The organism is Silvibacterium bohemicum, assembly GCF_001006305.1.
Lineage (GTDB): Bacteria > Acidobacteriota > Terriglobia > Terriglobales > Acidobacteriaceae > Silvibacterium > Silvibacterium bohemicum.
Genome location: NZ_LBHJ01000004.1, coordinates 360,797 through 382,186, shown reverse-complemented (window position 1 = coordinate 382,186; position 21,390 = coordinate 360,797). Strand labels below are relative to the sequence as shown.

The 21,390-nt window shown below is 57.6% G+C and carries 17 protein-coding genes and 1 pseudogene; 8 read left to right on the top strand and 10 right to left on the bottom strand.

The features are described from left to right. Positions 1 to 27: 27 nt before the first annotated feature. Genes XX99_RS12250 through XX99_RS12235 form a run of 4 tightly spaced genes read right to left on the bottom strand, consistent with a single transcriptional unit; the run spans position 28 to position 2,584 of the window. Positions 28 to 900 (bottom strand): LytR/AlgR family response regulator transcription factor, encoded by an 873-nt coding sequence (locus tag XX99_RS12250; RefSeq protein ID WP_184084925.1) that lies wholly within the window; start codon positions 898 to 900, stop codon positions 28 to 30. Positions 901 to 925: 25 nt separating this feature from the next. Next, the gene (locus XX99_RS12245; RefSeq protein WP_231581305.1) at positions 926 to 1,486 is read right to left on the bottom strand and encodes a zinc ribbon domain-containing protein; all 561 of its coding nucleotides are present in this window, start codon (positions 1,484 to 1,486) and stop codon (positions 926 to 928) included. A 25-nt stretch (positions 1,487 to 1,511) separates the two neighbouring features. Continuing rightward, the gene (locus XX99_RS12240) at positions 1,512 to 1,901 is read right to left on the bottom strand and encodes a hypothetical protein (protein WP_050059675.1); all 390 of its coding nucleotides are present in this window, start codon (positions 1,899 to 1,901) and stop codon (positions 1,512 to 1,514) included. Further along, on the bottom strand, positions 1,898 to 2,584 hold the full coding sequence (locus XX99_RS12235) for an RNA polymerase sigma factor (RefSeq protein ID WP_375782548.1): 687 nt from the start codon (positions 2,582 to 2,584) through the stop codon (positions 1,898 to 1,900). The genes XX99_RS12240 and XX99_RS12235 overlap by 4 nt, the downstream gene beginning before the upstream one ends. A gap of 195 nt (positions 2,585 to 2,779) precedes the next feature. Between XX99_RS12235 and rlmB the strand changes: the two genes are divergently transcribed. Both rlmB and XX99_RS12225 read left to right on the top strand, forming a co-directional pair. Next, positions 2,780 to 3,592: a 23S rRNA (guanosine(2251)-2'-O)-methyltransferase RlmB gene (gene rlmB, locus XX99_RS12230; protein ID WP_050059674.1), complete on the top strand. Its 813-nt coding sequence runs from the start codon at positions 2,780 to 2,782 to the stop codon at positions 3,590 to 3,592. After that, positions 3,589 to 5,508: a M1 aminopeptidase family protein gene (locus XX99_RS12225; RefSeq protein WP_050059673.1), complete on the top strand. Its 1,920-nt coding sequence runs from the start codon at positions 3,589 to 3,591 to the stop codon at positions 5,506 to 5,508. Before rlmB ends, XX99_RS12225 begins: the two co-directional genes overlap by 4 nt. A 3-nt stretch (positions 5,509 to 5,511) precedes the next feature. Here XX99_RS12225 and XX99_RS12220 read toward each other — a convergent pair whose 3' ends face one another. Continuing rightward, entirely contained in the window at positions 5,512 to 6,381 is an 870-nt protein-coding gene (locus tag XX99_RS12220; RefSeq protein WP_050059672.1) for an SMP-30/gluconolactonase/LRE family protein, read from the bottom strand. 96 nt (positions 6,382 to 6,477) lie between these two features. Here XX99_RS12220 and XX99_RS12215 point away from each other — a divergent pair, with 96 nt between their 5' ends. Continuing rightward, positions 6,478 to 7,254 (top strand): SDR family NAD(P)-dependent oxidoreductase, encoded by a 777-nt coding sequence (locus XX99_RS12215; RefSeq protein WP_050059671.1) that lies wholly within the window; start codon positions 6,478 to 6,480, stop codon positions 7,252 to 7,254. Positions 7,255 to 7,305: 51 nt separating this feature from the next. Here XX99_RS12215 and XX99_RS12210 read toward each other — a convergent pair whose 3' ends face one another. Further along, on the bottom strand, positions 7,306 to 7,905 hold the full coding sequence (locus XX99_RS12210) for a TetR/AcrR family transcriptional regulator (RefSeq protein ID WP_050059670.1): 600 nt from the start codon (positions 7,903 to 7,905) through the stop codon (positions 7,306 to 7,308). A 140-nt stretch (positions 7,906 to 8,045) separates the two neighbouring features. Here XX99_RS12210 and XX99_RS12205 point away from each other — a divergent pair, with 140 nt between their 5' ends. Together XX99_RS12205 and XX99_RS12200 are read left to right on the top strand one after the other, a co-directional pair. Further along, positions 8,046 to 9,662, top strand: a complete 1,617-nt coding sequence (locus XX99_RS12205) for a DHA2 family efflux MFS transporter permease subunit (RefSeq protein WP_050059669.1) — start codon at positions 8,046 to 8,048, stop codon at positions 9,660 to 9,662. A gap of 100 nt (positions 9,663 to 9,762) precedes the next feature. Next, entirely contained in the window at positions 9,763 to 11,187 is a 1,425-nt protein-coding gene (locus tag XX99_RS12200; protein ID WP_050059668.1) for a sigma-54 dependent transcriptional regulator, read from the top strand. A 70-nt stretch (positions 11,188 to 11,257) separates the two neighbouring features. On the opposite strand, the gene XX99_RS12195 is transcribed toward XX99_RS12200, so the two are convergent. The 3 genes and pseudogenes from XX99_RS12195 to XX99_RS12190 all read right to left on the bottom strand — a co-directional run. Beyond that, positions 11,258 to 12,820: a GGDEF domain-containing protein gene (locus XX99_RS12195; RefSeq protein ID WP_050059667.1), complete on the bottom strand. Its 1,563-nt coding sequence runs from the start codon at positions 12,818 to 12,820 to the stop codon at positions 11,258 to 11,260. Positions 12,821 to 13,127: 307 nt separating this feature from the next. Then, a complete protein-coding gene (locus XX99_RS28080; RefSeq protein ID WP_231581363.1) occupies positions 13,128 to 13,361 on the bottom strand; it encodes a fibronectin type III-like domain-contianing protein in 234 nt (77 codons plus the stop codon). A gap of 177 nt (positions 13,362 to 13,538) precedes the next feature. Next, positions 13,539 to 15,145, bottom strand: a pseudogene (locus XX99_RS12190) (glycoside hydrolase family 3 protein); the annotation flags it as partial. Positions 15,146 to 15,608: 463 nt separating this feature from the next. On the opposite strand from XX99_RS12190, the gene def reads away from it, so the two are divergent. Next, entirely contained in the window at positions 15,609 to 16,196 is a 588-nt protein-coding gene (gene def / locus XX99_RS12180; protein ID WP_050059665.1) for a peptide deformylase, read from the top strand. 245 nt (positions 16,197 to 16,441) lie between these two features. Here def and XX99_RS12175 read toward each other — a convergent pair whose 3' ends face one another. Then, positions 16,442 to 17,131: a hypothetical protein gene (locus tag XX99_RS12175; protein WP_184084878.1), complete on the bottom strand. Its 690-nt coding sequence runs from the start codon at positions 17,129 to 17,131 to the stop codon at positions 16,442 to 16,444. Positions 17,132 to 17,948: 817 nt separating this feature from the next. Between XX99_RS12175 and XX99_RS12170 the strand changes: the two genes are divergently transcribed. Both XX99_RS12170 and XX99_RS12165 read left to right on the top strand, forming a co-directional pair. Then, positions 17,949 to 18,563, top strand: a complete 615-nt coding sequence (locus XX99_RS12170; protein ID WP_050059663.1) for an ECF-type sigma factor — start codon at positions 17,949 to 17,951, stop codon at positions 18,561 to 18,563. Beyond that, a complete protein-coding gene (locus XX99_RS12165; RefSeq protein ID WP_050059662.1) occupies positions 18,553 to 21,357 on the top strand; it encodes a serine/threonine-protein kinase in 2,805 nt (934 codons plus the stop codon). Before XX99_RS12170 ends, XX99_RS12165 begins: the two co-directional genes overlap by 11 nt. Positions 21,358 to 21,390 lie beyond the last annotated feature (33 nt).

Genomic DNA, 21,390 nt, shown 5'->3' with positions numbered 1-21,390 from the left:
TAAGCCTTAGTTCGTTTAAGCAATTGACTAAAGCTTGAAAAGCTCGCGCAAACGCTTGGTCTGAGCTCGGCTCACGGGAATTTCCGTCTGCTTTTTGTCGTCCATGCGCAGCTGATAGCTGCTCTTGAACCATGGCACCACTTCTTTGATGTGGTTGATGTTCACCACAAACGACCGGTGTGCCCGCCAGAAAACATTTGGATCGAGCAGCTCCAGCAGCTCTTCCAGGGTGCGGCATTTCGACTGGCCCTCGATCGTCGGCGTGACCACCGAGATGATGCCTTCGTCGATCGACGCAAAGCAGATATCCTTCTGGTCCACCAGCAGCAGACGGCTTTGCGCCTGCAGTACGATCTTGCCGCTATGGTGACGCGGACTCAACTGCTGCTGCTCGATCAGGCGAATCAGCGCGTCGATCTTCAGATCGCTGCCCTTGGTGCCGTCGTTACGAATGTGCGGCTCGGCTTCTGCCTGCGCAATTTCCTGCAGGCGCAGACGGGCGCGGTCAAGAGCCTGCATCACGCGGTTCTTGTCGAAGGGCTTGAGCAGGTAGTCGATAGCATTCACATCGAAGGCGCGCACCGCATACTGATCGAACGCCGTGGCAAAAATGATCTGCGGAATGGGATCGCGGTGCTCGATCAGTTGCTTCAGGACCGCGAAGCCGTCCAGCCCGGGCATCTGCACATCGAGGAAAACGACATCCGGCTGGTATTCGCGAATCAAGTCCACGGCCTCGATGCCGTTGGCGCCCTGTGCCAGGACCTCAACGTTGCCGGTCGTATCGAGCAGATACTTCAGCTCTTCACGAGCCAGCTGCTCGTCGTCGATGATCAGCGCCGTGATGGGTGCGGATGAGGCCAAGCTTTGAGTATAGGAAGCGAAGCCGCGCGCGTCCAGCGTAGCCACTAGGATTGCCGCCTTCTCATCGGCTGAATGCCTGGAGCCGCGCCGGAGGATGATCCGCCGCGAGATCGTGTCCGCAGTGTACGCAGTAGAGATCGGTGATGCGGGCAGTCCTATAGCAGTTTCCGCAGCAGGCGGTTACCTGGTAGGAACATTGCGGGCAATAGTGATAGCTACCGTCGATGTGCGTGCCGCAGGATGGGCAGGAAGAGAGGATCGGCTGCCGTAGCAGGAAGTAGAGAACCGCTCCGATGCCGCCCGGCATGACGACGCAGACCATCCAGAGACGAGTGCTCATGCCGCGACGCGGCGCATCGTTACTGATATAGCCAATCATCAGCACGTAAAGGGAGGCCAGCGCTCCCCACGAAATAAGGAGATAGAAGCGGAGCGCTGTCGGAAGCGGGCTGGGGTTGTGACGGTGTTGGGGTACGATCACCCAAAAGTAATACTCGGTTAATGCGAAAGCCGCCAAGGCTCCGGCGATTGCCCATCGCGGAATGAGACGCAGATCGTCCGTAAGCTCAGCGTCCATTTTCATATCGCGTTTGGGCCCCAGCGTATCCCGTGTACTGTCCATCGTTAAAGCCGATCCTCAACAGGATTCAGTGACCTTCTCGGCCGCTCGATTCTCGATGCCGCCAGGTGACCACCAGCGCTGCGAAAATCGTAGAAAAAAAAGTGACTACCAAAGAAATTGCCAGTGCCGGGGGGTCTTGAAAATGCTCTCCTCCGAACAAGTCATCCGCTACCACCCAGATTGCCGGTGTAAGCAGCATGACGAGCGTTCCCACCGCAAGAAGAATTAGCCCTACCTGGCGGCGTGAGCGCAATTTGGCCGCCCGCAGTTCGTTGGCGGCTGCCATTACTGTGCGACGGGTGCGCTGCACCACCAGCATGTTCGCTTCGACATCGAGACCTGCCAGTGCACGAACCAGATCCGGATCTACGGATGTTCCTGCGGGGCGAGGCTCGCCTGTACCTGGAGTATTCACCTGGCCTCCAGCGCCGGTTGCTGCGCCATCCGCGGCTTGAGCGAGGCCAGGCCCCGATAGAGGCGTGACTTCACCGTAGAAAGGGGAGATCGAGTTACCTGAGAAATTTCATCAAGTGAAAGCTCCTCATGGAATCGCAGCACTAGAACTTCGCGATGCAAAGGATCGAGTGTCAGCAGCGCCTCGGCGACGCGCTCCGCATTTTCACTGCTCTGATATTGGTCGAATGGATTCGGATCGTTGCTCGGGACCTCGAAGGGGCGCTCGTCCCCATCGTTTTCGCACATCTCTTCCAGGCTTGCCATTGTGCGCTTCCGGCGAAAGTCGATGACCAGGTTGCGCGCGATGGTGAAAAGCCAAGTGTCGAAACGCGCCGCGCCGTTGTATTGCGTACCGCGGGTCAGCACTCGCATCCATGTTTCCTGAAAGAGATCTTCCGCTATCTCGCGATTGCCGGTGAGGAAGAGAAGATAGCGCAACAAACGATGCTGATATTGCAGGATCAGGCGATCGAGCAACTCCGCATCGTGCCGCTTCAAGCCCTGCGCGATCAGGACGTTTTCAGTGCGTGACTGTTCTATCAGCGAAATCGAAGCGGTGCTCATCTCATTTTCAGAGACGGATGAAACTCCGCCAAGGACGCTCTTTGCTACAAGATTCTCGAGATTGCGGACGAAACTCATGGGGCGTTCCTTGTGCCTGTCGTGTCAGGACGGAAAGCGAAGTCGTGAGCCCATGAGAAAGAATTCGCTAACACATCTATTATGAAGCGGATGCGCGAGCCATCGCAAGTGCTTCATAATATTTGCTTCCGCCTTCACGAGATGGTCTTTTTTTGTCCACCAATTCGCTGCGAAAGGACCAATTAGACTCAAACAATGGAGATTTTGTACGGCCTGCATCCGGTGGAAGAAGCCCTTCGGTCGGGCAGCAGGCAGTTTGACCATGTGTGCGTGGCCCGGGACCGCAACGACCAAAAACTCCAGCGGATCATCGATACCTGCCGGAAAAACAACATCCGTCTCCGCCTCGAGGCGCGGGAGGAGCTGACTCGCCTCGCCAAAACCTCCGGCCACCAGGGGGTCGTTGCCGTCGTCCGCACCCGGGAGTTTCTGGAGCTCGAGGATCTTTTCCAAGCCGCTCCCGGAGCGGCCGAATCGACGCCGCGCCTGCTCCTCGCTCTGGATGGCGTGGAAGATCCGCAAAATCTCGGCGCGTTATTACGGACCGCCGACGCCGCGGCCGTGGATGGCGTCATCGTCACCGAGCGCCGCGCGGCTCCCTTGAGCGCCGTGGCGGTCAAGGCTTCGGCGGGCGCTGCCGAGCACGTCCGCATCGCGCGCGTCGTCAACATGGTTCGCGCCCTCGAACAGCTCAAAGAGAGAAATATCTGGTGCGTGGGTCTTGATGAGCGCGGCACCCTGGGTTACGACCAGTACGACTTTACGTCGAATACCGTAGTGGTCCTCGGCAGGGAGGGCGATGGCCTTCACGACCTGGTCCGCAAAACCTGCGACCACCTCTTGCGTATACCCATGGCCGGCCGCGTTGCATCTTTGAATGTCTCTGCCGCCGGAGCGGTCGTACTCTTCGAGGCCGCACGCCAGCGCCGCGGACAAAACCAGCCGTCCCCCGTTCCCCCGCCGCGTCCCGACAAGCCGGTTAAGGAGAGAAAAGGTTTAGGTTCATGAGGAATTGGAAGTTTTTCGCCGCAGCCGTTTTGTGCGGCGTGTGCTATACCGCGATAGGCCAGCAGCAAAGCTCCGCGCCACCGCCGTCCCCCGAGCAATCGCAGCAGCCGGGCCCTCCGAAGCCGTCGAATCCGAACGCCAAGATCCTCTTCTCGCGCTCCGACGATGACGCTACAGAGCAAAAGGCCGACGCCGCGAAACCGGCAGCTGATACTCCCCCAGCCAAGGTCACCGATCAGCAGCGCGCGGCCGTGACCTACACCGCTTACGATCTCGATATTCATCTTGCGCCCCAGCAGCATACGATTTCAGTTCGGGCCAGGATTGCGCTCCGGAACGATGGTGACCACCCGCTGCCGGTAATTCCCCTGCAGTTGACTTCAGCGCTCAACTTCGAAGATGTCATCCTCAACGGCAAGCGCCTCAAATTCGGCCAGCAAATCATCAACAGCGATGTGGATCACACCGGCCAGCTTCGCGAGGCGGTCGTAGAGCTGCAGGAACCTCTCGCTCCCAAGGCCGAGCTGAAGCTCGACGTCGTTTACAGCGGCACTATCGAAGCAAATGCACGCCGTCTCGAACAGCTGGGAACCCCGGCCGATCTCGCCGCCCGGTCAGATTGGGACGAAATCTCGGCTGACTTCGTCGGCCTGCGCGGCTTTGGCAACGTGCTCTGGTATCCGGTCAGCTCGGTGCCGGCACTCTTCGGCGACGGAGCCAAGGTATTCTCTGAAATCGCTGCACAGAAGTCGCGCCAGTCCTCGGCCACGATCCGGATGCGGGTGAGCGCCGAATTTTTCGACATTCCTCCGACGGTCGCCGTCCTCGACGGGCAAGTGATGCGGATCGCCAAACCCACGGCGATGCCCACCGAAGGTTTTCCCGGAGTCGTCACCAGCGAACTCGGCCCTATACCCCTGGGTTTCAATCTTCCAACCCTCTTTCTTTCGACCGGCACGCCGAGGGAGGGCAATGGGCTGAGCATCTATCCCCGCAGCGAAGATCAGGCCAATACTCAGGGGTACATGACCGCAGCGACCATGGTGCAGCCCCTGTTGCAACAATGGCTGGTGGCAAAGCCGAAATCCGATCTCACCATCATCGATCTGCCTGAAGCGGAGGACGCTCCTTTTGAGCAGGGGAGCGCGCTTTTTACCAGCCTGGCGGCCGACCCGCCAGAGAAAATCGCTCCGCAGTTGGCCCACGCGCTCGCCCACGTCTACTTCCAGTCGCAGCGTGAATGGCTCAACGAAGGAGTTGCCAACTTCCTCGGAACCCTTTGGACCGAGCAGACCCATGACCGCGATCTGGCGCTCGAAAGCCTGGAAAACAGCCGCGGTGCGTTGACCTTTGCCGAGCCGGCTACCCCAGGCGCGGGTCCCGGCCAGGATCTCCTTCATGCCTCCGATGTTGTCTACTACCGCACCAAGGCTACTTACGTTTTATGGATGCTGCGCGACATCGTCGGCGATAATGCCTTGGCGGCTGCCTTGCAGGCGTACGATCCGGAAGCCGACACTACGCCCGAATATTTTGAGCATCTCGTCGAACGGCCCAGCGGAATCAATCCGGCCGGAGACCTGAAATGGTTTTTCGATAACTGGGTGTATCAGGATCGCGGCCTTCCCGATCTCTCTATCGCCGCTGTCTATCCCAGCCCGGCAGCGCAGAGTGGAGAATACCTGGTCGGCATCGACATTCTCAACGATGGATTCACCGAAACGGAAGTTCCGGTCACCGTGCGCTCGAAGAAGGGAACTCTCACCGAGCGCGTCCGGCTGCCGGGAAAAACCCGGACCGCGCATCGCATGCTGGTGCAGGGAACTCCGCTGGAGGTCATAGTGAACGACGGCACCGTTCCCGAAGTGCAGGCCACCATCCACAGCCATATGCTTGGAGACCAGTCTTCCCAGTAATTTTTACGACGAAGGGATTGCGATCCGAGAGAGGAATTCGGGCAATCCTCGGCCCAAATTTTTAAGACAGAAAAGCCCACCCGCCAGCGGGCCATCTGTTTTTTTGCTGTCTCCGCCGGCCGTCGTCACATACAGGTCGGAATAATCCTCGCCGCCGAAGGTCAAACTCGATGTCTTAGGCGCAGGAATCGCGATCTTGGTTTCGACGGCTCCTTCGGATGAAAGACGCGCGATGCAACCGCCATCCCAGAAGGCGCACCAGAGACGGCCGTCGGCGTCGATCGTGATGCCATCGGGCATGCCATCCGCTTCCCGGAAGCGGGCGAAGACTCTCCGATTGCGAATCGAACCATCTTCCGGTTCGTAGTCGAACAGATAGATTTCGCGAGCGAAGGAGTCGGTGAAGTAGAACCCGCGGCGATCCAGTGTGAAGGCCATGCCGTTAGAGCAGCCCACATCATCGATAACCGGATGCAGCTTGCCGTTGAGATTGAGTCGATAGAGCTTTCCCTTCTGCTCCGCCGTCGACATAGTCCCGCAAAAGACCCTCCCGCGCGGATCGGCGATAACGTCGTTGAAGCGCGAGCCACGCTCTTCGGGTACTTCGTGCACGATTTCCGTCAGCGCGCCATTCTTCCAAAGCGCAACCGTGCCGCGATCCATGAACAGAAGCAGCGAGCCATCGGCCTGTACGGTAAAGCCACCGACCGGTCTTCCCTCATAACACTGCTCATGCCGATCCGATGAAGGGTCGTAGCGGAAGAGTCGTCCGGTCGGAATATCCGTCCAGTAAAGCCGCTGTTCCAGCGGATGCCATAGCGGATTCTCGCCAGTCTCGCACGAGTAATCCGCGATGAGAGTTGCTGTATTCAATTCGAGTGCCTGCCTTCCATCGTAGTTTTTGTCGGAGGGAGTAGTCTGTGAATTTCAGAAGCAATTCGATGTTACTGACAGGGGAGAATTGTCGCTATGGCCAGCCCGGGAAACTTTGCTACCTATCCCAGCCTGCGTGATCGCGTCGTGGTGGTGACCGGCGGAGCAAGCGGCATCGGCGAGGCTATCGTTGAAGCGTTTGCGAAGCAGGGCGCGAGGGTCGTCTTCCTCGATATTCAAGATGAGAAGGCCGCACAGCTGATCGAGAGAGTCGGATCAGTCGGTGCGCCTTCGCCTGTTTACCATCACTGCGACCTTACCGATATCGCCACGCTCGAAGGTGTCATGTCCCAAGTGATGGCGCACTTCTCGACCATCGATGTGCTGGTCAACAATGCCGGCAATGACGCTCGCCATTCCATCGAGGATGTAACCGCGGAGTATTGGGACCGGTCGATGGCAGTGAACCTCAAGCATCAATTCTTCATGGCCAAGGCCGTTATCCCGGCGATGAAAAGCGCGAGCCGGGGCTCGATCATTAACATGGGCTCGATCAGCTGGGTCATTCCCTCGACGGATGTTCCAGTCTACGTGACCGCGAAGGCAGCCATCGTCGGCATGACTCGCGCGCTCGCACATCAGCTTGGCCCGGACAATATCCGCGTGAACTGCGTGATGCCCGGAGCAATTCTGACCGAGCGTCAGCGGCAGCTATGGTTCACGGAAGCTTACAAAGCCGAAATCCTGGCCGGACAGGCACTGAAGCGAATGCTCGCTCCCGAAGAAGTGGCCCGGCTCATTCTCTTCCTCGCCTCCGACGACAGCTCCGCCATCACGAATCAGTCTTACATCATCGATGGAGGTTGGGTCTAACCTTCGGCCCACTTACTCGGGCAGGTCTTATCGAGGCCTGGTATTAGCGAATCACGGATGACCTGCCTGCGGCTCGATCTGTCTTAGAAGGAGATCTAAGGAAGCAGCCACATCGCGAAGGGCACATTTATCGCCCTCGATGCGGCTGATCATTTGCGCTCCTTCGAGCGCCGCGATGATGGTGTTAGCAACCTTCCGAGGCTCGGCGGCAGAGTCGATCTCACCGCGTTCGACGCCGTCTTCGATGATGTTGCACAGTCGCTCTCGCCAGTCGCGGATGCCCTCACGCGCCAGGCGGCGAAGCGTCGGATTGCCGTCGTCCGCATCGACGGCCGTGTTCATCAGCGGACAGCCTCCGGGGATGATCGATGGCCCATCCGTGAAGCGGCGAATGACGCAGCGCAGTTTATCTAAAGCATTTTTGACCTGCTCGAGATTATCGGTTCGAACCTTTACCGACCGGTTTAGCGCGTAGCGAAAGGCCTCGGCGGCCAGTTCTTCTTTGCTCGAGAAATGGCGATAGAGCCCACCCTTTTCGAGGCCGGTGGCGTCTAAAATGTCCTGCATCGACGAGCCGGCGAAGCCTCGTTGATTGAAGATCGGCGCTGCTTCGGCAATGATTTTTTGCCTGGTTGCTTCACCTTTGCTCATCTCGCTGGACCTTCTGCCACGCCCTCTGGCTACGCAAATTTATGATGCGGTGAAAAAACCGCATCGATTGGCTCGCTTTGTGAATCAGATGCTACCAGAGACCATCCGGTCTCTTTTCATCGCAGGAGATCCCCGGAACTATGGCCACAGCCAGCCTATCGATGTCAGCCGACGCTGCGCCGCGAGCTGCCATCAATCCCTGGGTGGTCGCACTTACCGTTACGCTGGCCACGTTCATGGAGCTGCTCGACACCTCCATCGCAAATGTCTCGCTGCCTTATATCGCCGGCGGCCTGGGCCGCTCCTACGACGAAGTTACATGGATACTAACCACGTACCTCGTGGCCAATGCCGTAGTCTTGCCGATGTCCGCATGGCTCTCTCGCGTTTTCGGCCGCAAAAACTACTACATGGCCTGCGTCGCGCTGTTTACCATCACCTCGTTTTTCTGCGGTGTGGCGCCCACCCTGGGAATCATGCTGCTGGCGCGCGTGTTGCAAGGCATTGGCGGAGGCGGTCTCGCCCCGGTAGAGCAGGCAATTCTGGTCGACACCTTTCCGCCAGAGAAGCGGGCTTCGGCCTTCGCCCTTTATACCGTGGCCATCGTCACCGCGCCGGCCATCGGGCCAGTGCTGGGCGGGTGGATTACGGACAACTACACATGGCGCTGGGTCTTCCTGATCAACATTCCCATCGGAATTCTTTCGATCTTCCTTACCAATCGATTTGTAAGTGACCCGCCAGCCTTCGCCGCCGAGCGAAGCAAGGTGCGCTCGGCGAACGGGAAGCTCCGTATCGACGGCGTAGGCATTGCGCTCATCGGCCTGGGATCAGCCGCCCTTGAAGTGCTTCTGGACCGCGGTCAGATTGACGATTGGTTCGGTTCGACATTCATCTGCTGGATGTTTGCCATCGGCATCACCTGTCTCACCGTCGCGGTTTTCTGGGAGCTGCGCCACGATGATCCGGTCATCGATTTTCATCTATTGAAGGGGCGCAACTTCGCCATCTCCTGCGTCTTTTATTTTGTCTTCGGATTCGGTCTCTTTGGATCGACGACGATGATCCCGCAGCTTCTTCAGTCGCTTTATGGCTATCGCGCCATAGATGCCGGACTGGTGCTTGGCCCGGGCGCGCTGGTCATCACATTTTTAGCGCCGGTGGGCGCGCAACTGGTACAGCGCAAAATCGTCAATCCGCGGATTCTGCTCTTCGGCGCGGTGATGGTCGTGGGCATCGCCTTCATTCACTACAGCCACTTCAACCTCGACACCGATTACAACCACTACGCGCTGGCTCGCGCCCTTCAGGGCTTGGGATACGCATTCTTCTTCGTGCCGCTGTCGGTGATCTCCTACTCCCAGCTTCGGCCCGATCAGAACAACAAGGCGTCGTCCTTGACGAACTTCTTCCGTAACTGGGGTGGCAGCTTCGGAATCGCGTTCATCACCACGCTGAGCGAGCGGCGCCAGGACTTTCATCAATCCAGGGTTGGCGGAAACCTGCCGCCATCGTCGCCTTTTCTGCAACAAGCGGTGCAGCAAACCGCGGCCTTCCTCGAAGCTCATGGATTCTCACATGCCGATGCTCTCAACGCGAGCTATAGCCACTACTACGATCAGCTGCAGTCGCAGACGAAGCTTCTTGCCTTCATGGATTGCTTTCACATCATTGGCGTGATTACCTTGATTGCCGCACCTCTCGTGCTTCTGACCAAGAAGTTCAAGGTAGGCGGTAAAGCTCCCGCCGGGCACTGATCGGCGCAGGTTTGAAGGAAACGGATCGAGCTGACTTCCTCTCACGCGAGCCCCTGCGGAATGTCTGCCACTGCTGCGCAGCGTTCGTCTAGAATGCGGCATGGCTTTGCGACGGAATCGCGCCGGCTCGGAGGCTCCGGCGATCGCGCACACATCGCTTCCTGTCGTCTGCATCGTCACTGCGGATGATGACTTCATCCGCGAAGCGATCCTCGAACTGATTCCCTGGTTCCAGGTGGTCATCCGCAATGACTACGAGGATCTTGCGCGGTGGACAAAAGAGGCGCATGTCGTCGCTGTCATCCTGGACATCGACACTGACGGCGAGGATCCTCGCGGCGGTCTTTCCGTTCTGAATGAGCTGCGTAAGCTGAACGGAAATTTTGTGCTCCTCTCTCTCAGCCGCGCTCGTACACGCGCGGTAGAGAAGAGCGCCCTTGAAGTCGGTGCCGACGCGCACTTCCGCAGCCCCGTCGATCTCTCTGAATTGCGTCTTACGCTTGCCGAGACGCTGCGACGCCGCAGCGAAGAGGCCGCTCGCGAGCAGATGCGACGCCAGGTCTTCGAGACCAGCCGCTTTCAGGATTTCGTCGGCGCCAGCGAGCCCATGCGGCTCATGTATGACGCCATTGAGCAGGTGGCCGACAGCAGCATTAATGTTCTTATCCGCGGCGAAAGCGGGACAGGCAAAGAGCTTGCCGCGCGGGCGATCGTGGCGCTGAGTCGCCGCGCGAAGAAGCCGTATATCCGGCTCAACTGTGCAGCGCTGCCGGAAAACCTGATCGAGTCAGAGTTGTTTGGCAGCGAGCGCGGAGCGTTCACCGGTGCTACGGAATCGCGTCCCGGGCAGATCGAACTGGCCGATGGCGGCACGCTCTTTCTCGATGAAATCGCGACCCTCACGCTGCCGCTTCAGACCAAGCTTTTGCGGGTACTCGAAGATCGTCACGTGCAGCGGCTGGGGGGCCGTGCGCAGCGAAAAATAGACTTCCGCCTGATCTGCGCCACCAACGAACCACTGGAAGAGATGGCGCGCACCGGACGCTTCCGCGAAGACCTCTACTACCGCATCCACGTCGTGCCCATTCACCTGCCGTCGCTGCGCGAACGTGCCGGCGACATCCCACTGCTCTGCGAACACTTTCTGCAGATTCACTGCATTGCCAATGGCCTGCCCGTGAAGCAGTTTGCTGCGGATGCGCTGGCCGTCTTCGACGAGCACAGTTGGCCGGGCAATGTCCGTGAACTTGAAAACCTGATCCAGCGCCTCGTAATTACTGTCCGCGGAGAGGAGATTCGCGCCAGCAATCTCCCGCCGCGTCTCCTAGCTCACAGTGCAGCGGTTCAGGAGGCGGTGCTATTGCCGGAAGCGGGTACGGACTTCGACGCCGAGGTGCAGCGACTGGAGATTGCGCTGTTAACGGCCGCTCTGCGTCGCAGCCAAGGTGGAAAGGCCGCCGCCGCACGTTTGCTGCGCCTGGATGGCCAACGGATCAAGTACCTGTGCCGCAAGTACGCGCTCTAGCCGTATTGTCCTGGCGTTTGAGGCTGCATGCTCTTCCTATCTTCGGAAGCAGGCGCTGAGGGACATGATCCTAACTGCAGGCTACTTGGTTTCTCCCGGCACTCTTGGCCACATACAAGGCCTCGTCCGCTAACCTCATGAGGTTGATCGAAGATTGATCGCTCTGCGGCACCAGGGCTGCCACTCCAAGGCTGACAGTTTGTACGCCGCACGGACTGAAGGGATGCTGCAGGGCAAGCCCTATGACAGAGACCCGAATCTTCTCAGCGATATTTCTCGCCTGTTCCGGCGTAGTGCCAGGCAAAATAGCAGCAAACTCCTCGCCGCCGATGCGAGCAGCGGTGCCCGCTGTTTCTTCCACGATGCCGGCGATTGTCTGGGCAATCGAACGTAAGCATGCGTCTCCACCCAGATGACCGACGACGTCGTTGTACTGCTTGAATCGATCGGCATCGACGATCACGACGGCCAGTGGTTCGCCGCTGGCGAAGGCATCGACCCAGGCGCTCTCGAAACGGAGATTGAAGGCGCGCCGATTCGGCAGGCCGGTCAGCTCGTCGATGTGCGCAAGATTGCGGAATCGTTCCTCGCTCGCAGCGAGTGAATTCTTGAGCGCTTCTTTCTCTTCAAGGAGAGCCGCAACCGGGAACATGGTGAAGATTCCGACCGCTGCGAAGATTTGGGCAATTACAACCCGGTGCAGCAACATGTGCTCGCCGGAGATGAGCATCAGCGGGCCATGCCCTTTCACCGTGAAGCCGATGGCCATGAGCGTAACCAGGAGAATGTTGACCACCGTGCCCGGCAATCCCAGGCGGAATGCCACCAGCAGAAATGCCGGGAACATGAAGAAGATCAGAGGGTCTTGGCTGTGCGTGAAGACCAATGCCGCGACCACTACCGTAGTGGAAAGAACAAGCAGCGTGTGGCTCAGGTGCCTGCGATCGAACATCGAGAAAAAGGCCGGCCGCTGCACCATGATGACCAGCGGCGCCAGGACCGCCATGCCGAGCATATCTCCGAGGTACCAGGTGCGAAACATCTGCCACCAGGCAGGACCGGGAACCATGAGCAGAGTCCACCAGGCCCCCAGCGCACTGGTCAGTGCTGTTGCTCCCAGAACCGACACCATGAGGAAGCCAACGAGCGACTTACGCTTCGATAGATCCAAGGGCCAGTCGAACCACAGTGTGAGCAGAAGAGTGGAAGTGATTACTTCGATAGAGTTCGCCAGCGATACGCCGATCGCGATTCGGAAGGAATCGCCGTAAACCATATCGGCAAGCGTATCCGCGGTAAGGCCGGCGATAAAGTAGGCTAGCCACCGGCGCTTCGGCTGCGTGATGAGCAGGCCGAAGATCATGCCATTGGAGAGCCAGATGGTGGCCACGCCCTCCGATTGATGAGAGAGCACGATGCCCAGCCACGAGCAAAGGGCGACAAGCGGAAAGACCCAGGCGAGACGGAGAATGGAGGCGATAGTCCAGGAGTCGCCCTGCCAGCAACCCTGCCAGATCTCCCCGAGCAGAGTGAGCACTCCAGCCTCTGGCTCAGCGACCGGCTTGAAAGATTCTCCCGGTATGAGAACTTCGTCCGGAGAAGGAGTCGTCGCAGAGGTGGAGAAAGTGACCATAGGAAAGGGTCTCTAAAAGCGTTTATTTCGTGTCTGTGTTCCTGGGGAGTAAGGCTCGAATACAAGTGAGAGTGTACAGTTGGTATCGCGCCCTGCAAAAAAATATTGCAATCTTTTCAATGGTTCGTGCGGCTGACCGCCTTACCGGGTAGCGGGACCATGTTTCGAATCCACCCCGTTATCCGGGCAGAACTCTATCGAACTGACTGTCTACGGAGCATTTCGGCCACGCTTAAGTCGCGAAGACCGAAGCCGCTTACTACACCTAAACCCTATCCCCGCACCCTCGTTTCGTGGGCTCACGCGCTTATCGCCTGCCCGGCATCTCGGCCTCTACCTTCAGAGGAAGCGATTGCGACGATCCGCCCACGGCAAAGGTATAGGAGCCGGGCACGATCTTCATCGCGTGGCTAGCCTCGTCGTAGACCGAAAGATAGAGTGGATCGACCTGTACGGTCACCTCACGGCTCTCGCCTGGCTCGAGCATGAGTTTGTCATATCCCACGAGACGCTTGGGAGGTTCGTCGGCCGAAGGCGGCATCGTCACGTATATCTCGGAAACCTCCGCGCCGGCCCGCTTGCCCGTATTCTTGACCGTAAAGCGAACTGCGGTCGTGGCGCCCGGCGTGATCTGCAGCCCCGAATAGGCGAAGCTGGTGTATGACAGGCCGAAGCCGAAGGGAAACAGCACTGCTTTGTGCTCGGCGTCATACCACTTATAGCCGACCTTCAAGCCCTCATCGTAATGAATGGCATAGCTCGAATGGCTATTGCCGCCGGCATTCACTGCATCTGCGCCCGCACCCTTATCTTCGGCTGGAAGAGGCGGGATCGTGGGGTGAGGCAGATCGGCATCGCTGAGAGGAAAGGTCATCGCGAGTTTGCCGGATGGATTCACTTCACCGGTCAGCACCCGGGCCAGCGCCGTAGCGCCACGAGCGCCGCTATACCAGGCCTCGACGATGCCTTCTACTTTGCCAGCCCAGGGCATCAGCGCGGCTGTGCCGGTTTCAAGCACGACAATGGTATGAGGGTTGACTGCGGCAACCGCTTCAACCAGCGCGTCCTGATTATCGGGAAGCGCCAGCGTGGGCAGATCCATCCCCTCCATCTGCCATTGCTGAACAAATACGATGGCCACATCGGAATGTTTCGCAAGCGCCGCAGCAGTGGTCCGGTCGTCACCGGTGTTGAACTGAACCTGAGCTTGCGGCAGCGCTTTCTGTAACTGCTTCAGTGGCGATGTCGGAAAGAACACATGCGTATGGTTCTGAAAGACAATGGCGCCCTGCGACGGATCGACCGCGTTGCCTCCCGGTGGATCTACCTGTGCGGAGCCCCCGCCGGAAAGCATGCCTACATCGGCGTGTGCGCCGATAACGGCGATGGAATGAACATGCGCGCCATCGAGCGGCAGGATCGAACGTTCGTTTTTGAGCAGGACAATAGAGCCTTCCTCGATTTGCTGCGCGATATCAAGGTCGCGCTCCACATCGATCACGCGTTTTTCGACGGGATAGTCGACCACGCCGTCATCGAAGTAGGAGCGCAGGATGCGCCGCGCATGATCGTCGATCTCCGCTATGGAGACCTGTTTCGTTTCGACCGCCTTCCGCAGTGCCGGCCCATAGAACTCGTCGGTGGGCTCTTCGTGATCTAGGCCCGCATGCGAAGACTTCAAGGTCGAATGAACCGCGCCCCAATCGGAGATGACAAAACCCGGATAGTGCCAATCTTCCTTGAGGACCTTTCGCAGTAGATAGTCGTTTTCGCACGCATAGTCGCCGTTGATGCGGTTATAAGAGCACATAACGGCGCCCGGCTGCGCGTCGTGGATGCCGATCTGGAAGCGAGCAGATCCGACTCGCGCATGGCGCGCTCTGAGATCTCGGAGCTCAACACGGAGCGCCCCGTCTCCTGGTCGTTGACCGCATAGTGCTTGATGTCGGAGATGACGTGCTCGGCTCTTTCTGCAGCCATAAGCTGGCCTACAAGGGTGCCCGCCAGTATGGGATCTTCGCCGAGATACTCAAAGGTGCGCCCGCTGCGCGGCTCCCGCGTGAGATTGACGCCTCCGCCGAGCGACATATTGAAGCCCTGCGCGCGCAGTTCGCGGGCAATCAGGGAGCCGTACGCATAGGCAGCCTTGCGATCCCAGCTACAGGCCGCGCCGAGATTGCTCGGCAGTGCGGTTGCGTAACGTCCCATGGAGCCGGCCGCGCGCACCCCGTAAGCGGCGTCGGAGATGTCGATCGCTGGAATACCGAGGCGAGCGATGGGTGCGATGTAACCGGCGCCGCCGTTGGATTGACTGGTGAGAGGCATCGTCCACTGAGGTTCGCGCGCCATGCCGTTGCCGTGAAGCAGCGAAAGCTTTTCATCCAGCGTCATTTCTTTCAGCACCAGACTGGCGCGCTCGTCCGGTGAAAGAGCCCGGTTCATCCATGGTCGATCTTGAGACGCGGAAGTGGTTTGGGCATATGTGCCGATTGCCGCGACGCTGCAGAATGTGGCGAGGGCCAGTGACGCGGAGACGAAAAATCTCTTCATGGACAGGTGCGCTCTCAAGTTCAACAGGAATGTGTTCCAGTCTAGTACAAGGCCGGCGAGGGTTGTAGGAAAGATCTTTTGGATCAATGATCTAAGTGCGATTGCCGTCAGATTTTTCCTGGATTCTCAGCCAATCAAGATCGGGCAACGGATGCAATGGACGCTCGTCTATCTCCGATAACCTTGAACCGCATCGAGATTCGCCAACGAATTTCCCATCTGCGAAAATTGCTGCAGGATGCGAATAAAGATTGCGCACGTCGGAGAACCTGTCCTGAGAAATACAGCCCGCCCTCTTACCGCAGAGGAGATCGCAAGCGGACGGATTCGTGAGTTGATTGAGCACATGCGCGAGACGCTGGCGGATGCGCCGGGTGTAGGTCTCGCCGCTCCCCAGGTTGGCGAGTCGCTGCAGCTCGCCATTGTCGAAGACAAGGCGGAGTACCAAGCGGCGCTCACAGAGTCAGAGCTGGCGGAACGCGAGCGACGGCCGGTGCCTTTTCACGTCTTGATCAATCCCGAGCTTCAATTGCTCTCCGCTCCGGATCGGATTTTCTTTGAGGGCTGTCTTAGCCTGCCCGGTTTCGGAGGATTGGTGCCGCGGTCTAGTCAAGTTCGAGTAAAAGCTCTCAATCACTTGGGAGAACCAGTCCAGATCGAAGCAGAAGGCTGGTATGCCCGCATTCTGCAACATGAAATCGACCATCTCGGCGGAACTCTATACATCGACCGCATGTGCAGTCGCAGCTTCTGCTCCCTTGATAACTACAATCGGCATTGGAAAACGAAACCCGCGTCCGAGCTGGCGAGGGAATTCTGTTCGTAACGGCGGCTGGCAACGGCGCAATAGTTCTGTGGTTTCCGTCGCAGCTTTCGGGAGAGTTGTAGTGATTCGCGATTGAGCCGCTCCAGCTAACGCGGCTCAATCGCATTTCTTGGTGTGGTTATAAACCCCGATCACCGCAAGCACTGCTGCCAGAAATAAATATGGGATGTGGAGAAGTTGAAACGCTCATGCGTTCCTACTTCTCCGCACCCCGACGGCGGTCACCAATCACAGCGATAGCCGCGTTACATCATCGCTGCCAAGGGATTGCCATCTGCGGAAGCCTGCGCTTGCTGGGTCACAGGCCCACTGGTACCGGTCAGATCTTGCTCTACACCTTGTATGTTGCCGCTGCCTATGTCTGCCAGAGCCTTTGCGCCCGATTGTTCACTCATTTGCCCGTTCTGCATCGCAGTCTGAACTTCACCGCGCAAGCGCTCAAGATCGCCGCCGACGTGTGTCGGACGCGAGCTTCCCGAATCACCGGAGGCATCCGATATCAGGTTATTGAGGTCCGGCAACGCGGAAGATTCGTTTCCGCTAAAGGCTGCGGGTTGGGAACCACTACCGCCGCCCTGTCCGCCCGCGGATGGTGCGCCGCCACCCTGTCCTTGTCCGCCGAGCAATTGCTGTAATTCCTGAGCTAGTTGCTCCAGGCCGCCGCCCTGTCCTCCCTGTCCGCCGCCGACCTGTCCGGCTCCACCACCACTCTGCCCACCGCCAAGCTCGCTGGTCAGCCCCTGCAGCGCCTGCTGAACCTCCTGCTCAAGCCCCTGCAGGCCGCCTCCCGGACCTTGACTGCCGGACATGGAAGGAGGTTCGCCCTGTCCGCCGCCGCTCCCTGCTCCTCCCTCGAGCTCCTGCATCCCTTGCATGAGCTCGTCCATGCCCTTCATCATTCCTCCCATATCACCGATCATTCCTAACATTCCCATATGAGGCTCCTTGAATGACTGAGGCCTGCACCGGCTCAGCCAGAAATTTGAATTCTGGTGATAACAACCAACGACCGGCTTCCTTTATTCCTTCTTACTCGGGAATGATTTGAACCAATCGGCGAGAGACGATTGCGGTGTTGAGCGCAAGAAATCAAGCGTCTCAAAACAGGATGCGAAGATTAGCAGGAGGCGTTAATTCATAGCGGGCGATTCGAGCAGATTGCTGCGGGCTGCAGATGAGCGTAGCTCCGCAATGTGTTGAACGCAACGAACGACATCGGCCCCGGCTCTTCCATCGGCACGCACCATCAACAGGAGCACCGGAGCCCTATCCCCCAGCGGCGGCTTGCCCGTTCAGCGGAAGCACAAACGCCAATCCATCGCGTCATGTGCAATTGGCGCTGCGGTTAGCGTCTTAGTTTCCGATGCAACCTTATATAGAGATACTCATCGCATCGTCGCTATCGATCAACTCGCCGCCGGTAGCGAGGTAACCACGGGCGCGTTCCTTTATGTTTATCAGACAAGGGCACCATTTCTGACTCAGAGGCAATTGGCATTGCGGACCAGCATTTATCCGGCGCGTTACACATCAGCTGGATATTTATTCCCGCGATTGTCTGGAAAATTTCTTCTTTATGTAAAAATTCTACGCCTCTCGCACTTTGTATTTACGGATTCTCTTCATCCTTATTCAGGCTCAGCTTTTTCGCCGAAATTATTAAAACGACATTTGATGTAGAGAGCTTAAAGACCCTGATTTCCGGATCATTTCCGGTAAAATCATGGTAGGGCGAGAGAGAGATATTTTTGGATGTCAAATGGCGGTTCTGTCAACACAACACGTGGCGGTTCAAATGTCGTAACCGGCCTGCTCGTGCGCTGGAGCCAGGGAGACCATTCAGCCCTAGAGCAACTCACACCCATCATCTACGATGATTTGCTTCGCCTGGCGCGATCGCGCCTGAGACGGGAATACGGCGAGCATACTCTTGAGCCCACTGGTTTAGTTCATGAGGCTTATCTTCGTTTAGCTGATCAGACGAAGTTGCATGCTGAAAATCGCGTGCATTTCTACGCCATTGCTGCGAACACCATGAGACGTGTGCTGATCGAGCATGCGCGAAAACGCCTGGCGCAGAAGCGAGGAGGAGGCATCAAAGTGACCCTCCAAACCGGAATGGATATTGCTGCACAGCCGGCGCCTGATGTGATTGTGCTCGATGACGCGCTCCGAAGACTGGAAGAAATCGATGAAAGGAAGAGCCGGGCGATCGAGCTCAAGTTTTTCGGTGGAATGACGACCGAAGAGATAGGTCTGGTCCTGGGAATTTCAGTAGCGACTGTCGGCCGTGAGCTTCGCCTCGGGCAAGCGTGGATACGTCGCGAAATGTCACGAAGCCCCAGCATGAAACAAGATGAAGAGTGATCGTTGGAGCTTAGTCGAAGAGATTTTTCAAGGTGCGCTGGAGCGGCCTCCTGCCGAGCGAAGGCGCTACGTGGAGAACGCTTGCAAGAGCGATAAGGGCTTACTCTCCGAGATCGAGTCGCTGCTCGAAAGCGACAATGACTCCGAGAGAACGCTCCGCTCTCTTATAGCGGACGACATTAAAGAGGCAGCACAAGCTTCGAGTCATTCAGAGACGGGTTTACAACTTGGTCCCTACCGCCTGGTCCGCGAGTTAGACAGTGGCGGAATGGGAATCGTCTATCTCGCCGTCCGCTCGGATGATCACTATTTCCAAGTCGTGGCCATCAAAACGATCCGCAGGGGGCACGACTCACCGGAGCTGGTTCACCGGTTTCGTACCGAGCGGCAGATCCTGGCAACTCTGAACCATCCCAGCATCGGAACCATTCTTGATGGGGGCGAGACTGAGGACGGTCGCCCATTCATCGTAATGGAGTATGTAGAAGGCCAGCCGATCACGCAGGCCAGCAAAGGCCGCGCCCTGTCAATCCGGCAGCGCGTTGAGCTGTTTCAGTCGGTATGCTCCGCGGTTCACTACTCGCATCAAAAGCTGATAATCCATCGCGACATAAAACCCAGCAACGTAATGGTGACGCCGGACGGAATGGTCAAGCTCATTGACTTTGGAATTTCGAAGCCTCTGGCGCCGCAATTAGTCTTGAGCGATAACTCTCCAACGGAAACCAGCCTGAGGAGAATGACTCCTGACTATGCAAGTCCGGAGCAGATACAAGGAAAACAACTTACAACAGCAACGGATATCTATTCTCTCGGAGTCTTGCTGTTTGAATTGCTCACCGGTTCACGTCCTTATACGCTGGATAACCTTTCATCGGCTGCAGCTGATCGAGTTATCGCTGAGCAGGGAGGCCGGAAACCAAGTTCGGCTTTGAATATATCGAACGAGGTAAGAAAAGAACTGTCGGGAGATCTGGACAGCATTGTCTTGAAGGCAATGGATATTGATCCGTCTCGGCGCTACCTTACAGTCGAGCATTTTAATGAGGACTTGTCTCGTTATCTCCAGGGAAAACCGGTCTCGGCGAGAAAGACAACCCCAGTCTATGTTTTGAACAAGTTTGTTCGGCGGCATAAGGCTGCCGTATTTGCGGCGTGCGCAATCGCTGTGATTCTTAGTAGTCTTTTTTTTCTCTACTGGAGGCAATCCCGCAGGGTTGATCGCCGGGTCAAGCAAGTTCGAACGCTTGCCGATTCAGCAATTCTGGACATGACGGACAAGCTTCAGCATTCGTCGGCCTCCACCGAAACGCAGGCAGCGCTTTTTCAGAGCGCTCTCAGCTACCTGGGCGAATTGCGGAAGACAACCGGAAGCGATCCTCGGTTATTGCTTGAATTATCAAAAGCCTATGTACGCGTCGGCGATCTGGAAGGATCACCCCTGGTCGCGAATTTGGGCAACTCCGGAACAGCCGTTACCAGTTATCAGGAAGCTTCGCGAATAGCTCTCGAAGCGCAAGCTCGCATGCCCGGAGACGAAAGCACCGAAGCTGTAATTGAAACCTATCAGCGACTGGGCAGCATCGAGTCCTTTCTGGGAAATCTGCATGCCGCAAATGACAACTATGAGGCGGGGCTTACCTGGGCGCGCAAATTCTGGCAGCAGAAGCCTAACGACCCGAATCGTAGGCGCCTCCTGGCAACGAGTTATGCCGGAATCGGCGATGTCAATCTAAACAGCCTTAACCCTGATAAGGCGCTCGAAAATTATTCTTCGGCATTTCAGGTCTTTGGAGAGGCTCCAAATGGTGTCGAAGATCACGACCGAATGCTGATCGACCTCTATCTCGATCGGGGCAGGGCGCTCAACGAATTGGGCAACCAATCGGAAGCCCTTGCGAGCGAGCGGAAGGCCGTTGCTCTTGCAGAAACATTGGTTCAAAAATTTCCGTCATCGGTGCGAGCCCAACGAGCGCTCTTTCTCGCGTGCGAGGAGATTGTTTTTCCTCTGGCAGGCAGAGATGTTTTGAACGTAAGCGACTCAGCCCAGGCGCAGGTTTACTCACGTAAAGCTCTCTCGATCGCGCAGATGCTGGTTGGAGTCGACGGCAAAAATGCCCAGGCGCAGTACGACCTGGCTCTTGTTTACGCATCGATGGGCGATTCCTTCCGCCAGAGCAATCCACAGACCGCGAGCGTCTGGTATCGAAAGTCTATTGCCATGACCAAGCAACTGTCTCCGCTTTACGGGGCGGGGGCGCGACACTGGCTCGCAGTACGGGATGAAGCTCTGGCTGAAGTGCTTGTCAAAAAAGAGAAGTCTTCCGAGCGCCTGCGCCTTCTCCAAGAAGCAAATGTCATAAGGCAGGAATTCGCAGAATCAAGTCCCCATGGACGGCTTCACCTTATGAGGTCGTATTGCAAGCTGAGCGATGTAAAACTGGCGGCGAACGATCTCCCCGCAGCCCGACAATACGCGAACGCAGCCTTGCCCTTTCTTGATGCGTTCAGTGTGAACTCGCCAAGCCTGTTGGTTTTGCGAGATCTAGGATTCTGCTATGAAAGCGAGGGCGCGGTGCCGCGTCGGGTCGCCATGGACCGCAAACTCTCTTCAACAGAGCGACTCGCGGCTGATGCCGAGTCGCGCACCTGGTATACGAAAAGCGCCGAAGTGTGGTCTATGTGGAACAAGCGTGGGGCCGCCACGCCGGAAAGCGAACGCGAACGGCACAAGGTGGAAGCTTTTCTCAGAGAGCCGGCGGCCGTCCCTCAACAGGCGGTGACAAAAAAATAAAAAAAGTGACGGTCACGGTGATCGAAATATGCG